The organism is Stenotrophomonas sp. HMWF023 (assembly GCF_003060985.1).
In the GTDB taxonomy this organism is placed as follows: domain Bacteria; phylum Pseudomonadota; class Gammaproteobacteria; order Xanthomonadales; family Xanthomonadaceae; genus Stenotrophomonas; species Stenotrophomonas lactitubi.
In genome coordinates this window covers 21,289-25,538 of sequence record NZ_QAIJ01000354.1, presented here as the reverse complement: position 1 = coordinate 25,538, position 4,250 = coordinate 21,289, and the positions used below count along the sequence as shown (strand labels likewise).

Genomic DNA, 4,250 nt, shown 5'->3' with positions numbered 1-4,250 from the left:
CACCCAACACGCAACAACACAGAGCCGACAACCCGCTGTTGCTGTGCTGTTGCTTTTGATTTCGAAGCAGTCGCGGCCGCAGGCCGCGCGGAACCTCACAGATGCCGCAATTCCTGCTTCAGCGTCGCCACGCAGCGCCGACTCACTTCCAGCGGCTGCTTGCCATGCCGCAGCACCGCCTGCACCTGGCCTCCGCTGCCACGCCGCAGTTCCACCAGCTCATGGCGCGCCACCAGGCAGTTGCGATGGATGCGCACGAAGCGGCTGGCGAACTCTTCCTCCAGCGACTTCAACGATTCCTCGATCAGGTCCTCGCCACGGGCGTGATGCACCACCACGTACTTTTCTTCGGCCTGCAGGTAGTGGATGTCGTCCAGCGGAATCAATCGCAGGCTGCCGCGCAGGCGGGCACACAGCATGCTGCGGGCCTGGCCGCCGGTGTGCTGGGGTTGGCCGTCGCGGCCGGCCAGGAAGGTGCGGGCGCGTGCGATCGCCGCCGCCAGCCGCTCAGCGCGCACCGGCTTCATCAGGTAATCGATGGCCGCTGCCTCGAACGCCGACAGCGCGTGCGCATCGTAGGCGGTGCAGAACACCACGGCCGGCCTCGGCTCGAAACTGGCCAGATGGCGGGCCGCTTCCAGCCCGTCCAGGCCGGGCATGGCGATGTCCAGCAGGACCAGGTCCGGCTGCAGTTCGGCGCACGCGTGCAGGGCCTGCTCGCCGTTGCCGGCCTCGGCCACCACGTCCACCCCTTCCTGCGCGGCCAACAGGCTGCGCAGGCGCTCGCGCGCCAGCGGTTCGTCATCGGCGATGACTACCCTCACGATCGTCCCCTCACTGGATCGGCACCGTCACCTGACAGGCATAGTAGCCCTCGCTCCAGCCAGCCGTCATCCGCGCGGCGCGGCCAAAGCGCCAGGTCAGGCGGTGGCCGATGCTGTGCTGGGCGTGGCCCGCTCCCTGCGCCAGGGCCAGCCCAGGCACCTGCGGGTCCGGCGCAGGATTGCGTACGCGGATCTGCAGCTCGCTGCCCACACAAGCCAGATGCAGTTCGATGGTGCCGCCTTCAGGCAGGCGCGAGATGCCGTGCAGCACCGCGTTTTCCACCAGGGGCTGCAGCACCAGCCGCGGCATCGGCAGATCCCAGGGCAGTGGTTCGTCGCGCTGCCAGTGCACCCGCAAGCGGTCGCCCAGACGCAGTGATTCAATCGACAGATAGCGTTCGGCCAGTTCGCACTCATCGCGCAGGGTCGAATCGCCCTCGCCCGCCCCCAGCGCGGCGCGGAACAGATCGGACAGGTCGAGCACGGCACGCTCGGCCACCGCCGGGTCGCGGTGCAGCAGGCTGGCGATCAGGTTCATGCTGTTGAACAGGAAATGCGGGCGGATGCGCGCCTGCAGGGCGTCCGCCTGCGCGCGGGCATTGGCCTGCACCTGCGCCGCCCAGCGGTCGCTGACATAGAAGTAGCGCAGCGCCAATGCGGTGATCAGTGCCGTGGTGGCCGCGCTGCCCAGGGTGAAGCGCCAGAAGCCGATACCGCGCGCGAAGTTGTCGCCCAGCACGGCATACAGGGCATGGATGATGCCCGCGCACAGGATGGCGATCAGCGCGGCCAGGCCAACGGCGGCGACGGCGCCCAGCATTTCCGGCAGCTTCGACAGCGCCTGCCGCAGCAGGCACAGGCTGGCGGTGACCGCCAGCGCCAGCCACAACGCGAAACCGCTGGCCGAGGCCAGTTCACCCATCGTCCAATGGCGGCTGCCATCGGGCGCCAGCGCCAGCACCACTACCACCAGTTCGGCCAGGCCGAGCATCGCCGCCAGCCGCGGCAGGCGGCACAGTTCCGGCATCCACGGGGTGGCAGCGCTCGCGGCCATGGCTCAGGCGACGCCCAGGCGTGCCTGCAGCCAGTCACCCAGCGCGTCGATTTCCTCGGCGCAGACCTGGTGGGCCATCGGGTAGCTGTGCCACTGCACGTCCAGCCCAAGCGTGCGCAGCTTCTCGGCGCTGTGCGCGGCCACTGCCTGCGGGATCACCGGATCGCTGCTGCCGTGGGCCATGAACACCGGCACGTCCACCGCGCCATCGACGCGCGACGCGCTTTCGGCATCCGGCAGGTAGGTCGACAGCGCAATCAGGCCAGCCAACGGTGCAGTGCGCGCCAGCGCGGCACTCAGGATCACTGCCCCGCCCTGCGAGAAGCCGGCCAGGAAGATGTGATCGGCGGCGACGCCGCGTTCGATCTCGCGGGCGATCAGGGCATCCAGCTGCACCACCGACTCCTGCACGCCGGTCATGTCGGCGCGCGAGCGGAAGTCCATGCCGACGATGTCGTACCAGCCGCGCATCGGCACGCCGTTGTTGATCGTGATCGGCCGCACCGGTGCGTGCGGGAACACGAAGCGCAGCGCCGGCCAGTGCGGGCGCACCAGCTCGGGCACGATCGGCGCGAAATCATGGCCGTCGGCACCGAGGCCGTGCAGCCAGATCACCGACCACTGCGGCGAGGCGCCGGTTTCCTGTTCCACCGTTTGCAGCATGATGCGGCTCCTGTACGTTCAAGCCGCATTATGCCGCTGGCACGGTGCGATCAGTACAGCGGCGGTTGCTCGGCCGCTTCCCGGCGCAGCTGTGCGGCGCGTACCAGCACCGGCGGCGGGATGTTCTCTTCGGGGATGTCGAGCAGGCCGAGACGATGCAGGAAGGCACCCGGCCCGCGCAGCGAGGTCAGTGCCACCACCGGCACCGCCAGCACCATGCCGATCACCACCGGCGCCATCCAGGCCGCCAGCGACGGCGACACCGCCCACGCCAGCACGCCCATGAAGGCGCCAAACACGCCCAGGCCGCCGTAGCCGCGCACCAGCGAAATCCACGAAATGCCACCGTCATCGCGCTGCTGTGCATCCCAGCCCGAGTCACGGCCGGACAGCACTTCGGCCACGCCGCGCGACTGCACGTACATCACCACCGGCGCCATCAGTGCGGCCAGCACGGTTTCCACCAGCATCGACAGGAACGCCCGGATCGCGCCACCGCAGCCACGGCGTTCGACCGGGTCGAGCAGCATCGCCAGGTAACCCAGCACCTTGGGCATCAGCAGCACCGCCATGGTGGCGGCGAACAGGCGCACCACCTGTTCTTCATCCTGCGCGCGCCAGTACACGCTGGGCGACAGGTGCAGCAGGGCATTGAAATCGATGCCTTCCTGGAACAGCGGGATGGCGATGCCGATCAACATCAGCATCGCCCACATCGGTGCGGTGAAGTAGTGGCCGATGCCGATCAGCATGTGTACGCGGCTGATCCAGTGCAGGCCACGGCTGCCCACCACCTTGCCGTGCTGCAGGTTGCCCTGGCACCAGCGGCGATCGCGCACCAGCAGGTCGGTCAGCGTCGGTGGGCCTTCCTCGTAGCTGCCGCCCAGGTAGGGCACCATGTGCGCGGCCCAGCCACCACGGCGCATCAGCGCTGCTTCCACGAAATCATGGCTGAGCACGTGGCCGCCGAACGGCTTGCGCCCCGGCAGCTCCGGCAGACCGGCGTGGTCGGCGAAGGCACGGGTGCGGATGATCGCGTTGTGCCCCCAGTAATTGCTTTCGGCACCGTGCCACCAGGCCACGCCACGGGCGATCACCGGGCCGTACACGCGCCCACCGAACTGTTGCATGCGCGAGAACAGGGTGCGCCCGCCGATCACCGATGGCAGGGTCTGGATCAGGCCGACGTCGGCGTTGTGCTCCATGCCGGCCACCAGGCGCACGATGCTGTCACCGGTCATCAGGCTGTCGGCATCCAGGATCAGCATCTGCGGGTAGGCACCACCGAAGCGGCGTACCCAGTCGGCGATGTTGCCGGCCTTGCGCGCGCTGTTGTCACCACGGCGGCGATAGAACAGTCGCGCCTGACCATCGGGCACCAGCTCGCGCAGCTCGGCGAATACCTGCTCTTCGGCACGCGCGATGTCCTCGCGGCGGGTATCACTCAGCACGAAGAAATCGAAACGCTGCAGCTGACCGGTGGCCGCCACCGATTCGTAGATCGCGCGCAGGCCGGCCAGCAGCCGGCGCGGGTCTTCGTTGTAGGTGGGCATCAACAGCGCGGTGCGGCTGTGCACGGTCGGCAGCGGCTTGTCCGGATCGATGCCCAGGCGGTAGCCCCGGTCGAATACGGCCGTCAGGAAGCCGGCCACGGCACTGGCAAAGGACAACGCGATCCACGCGAACAGGCCGACGAACAGCACCAGCAG

Annotated in this window: 4 protein-coding genes; all 4 read right to left on the bottom strand. The window is 68.6% G+C overall.

The features are described from left to right. Positions 1-95: 95 nt before the first annotated feature. Positions 96-824 carry a LytTR family DNA-binding domain-containing protein gene (locus DBR20_RS21450; RefSeq protein WP_025879008.1) on the bottom strand — a complete coding sequence of 243 codons (729 nt, stop codon included), beginning with the start codon at positions 822-824 and terminating at the stop codon, positions 96-98. Between the two features lie 10 nt (positions 825-834). Beyond that, positions 835-1,878, bottom strand: coding sequence for a sensor histidine kinase (locus DBR20_RS21445; protein ID WP_180165501.1), 1,044 nt, complete (start codon positions 1,876-1,878; stop codon positions 835-837). 3 nt (positions 1,879-1,881) lie between these two features. Continuing rightward, a complete protein-coding gene (locus tag DBR20_RS21440) occupies positions 1,882-2,541 on the bottom strand; it encodes an alpha/beta hydrolase (protein ID WP_108268330.1) in 660 nt (219 codons plus the stop codon). 50 nt (positions 2,542-2,591) lie between these two features. Next, positions 2,592-4,250 (bottom strand): glucans biosynthesis glucosyltransferase MdoH (gene mdoH, locus DBR20_RS21435; protein WP_258223467.1); only part of this gene is annotated, 1,659 nt, incomplete at its 5' end.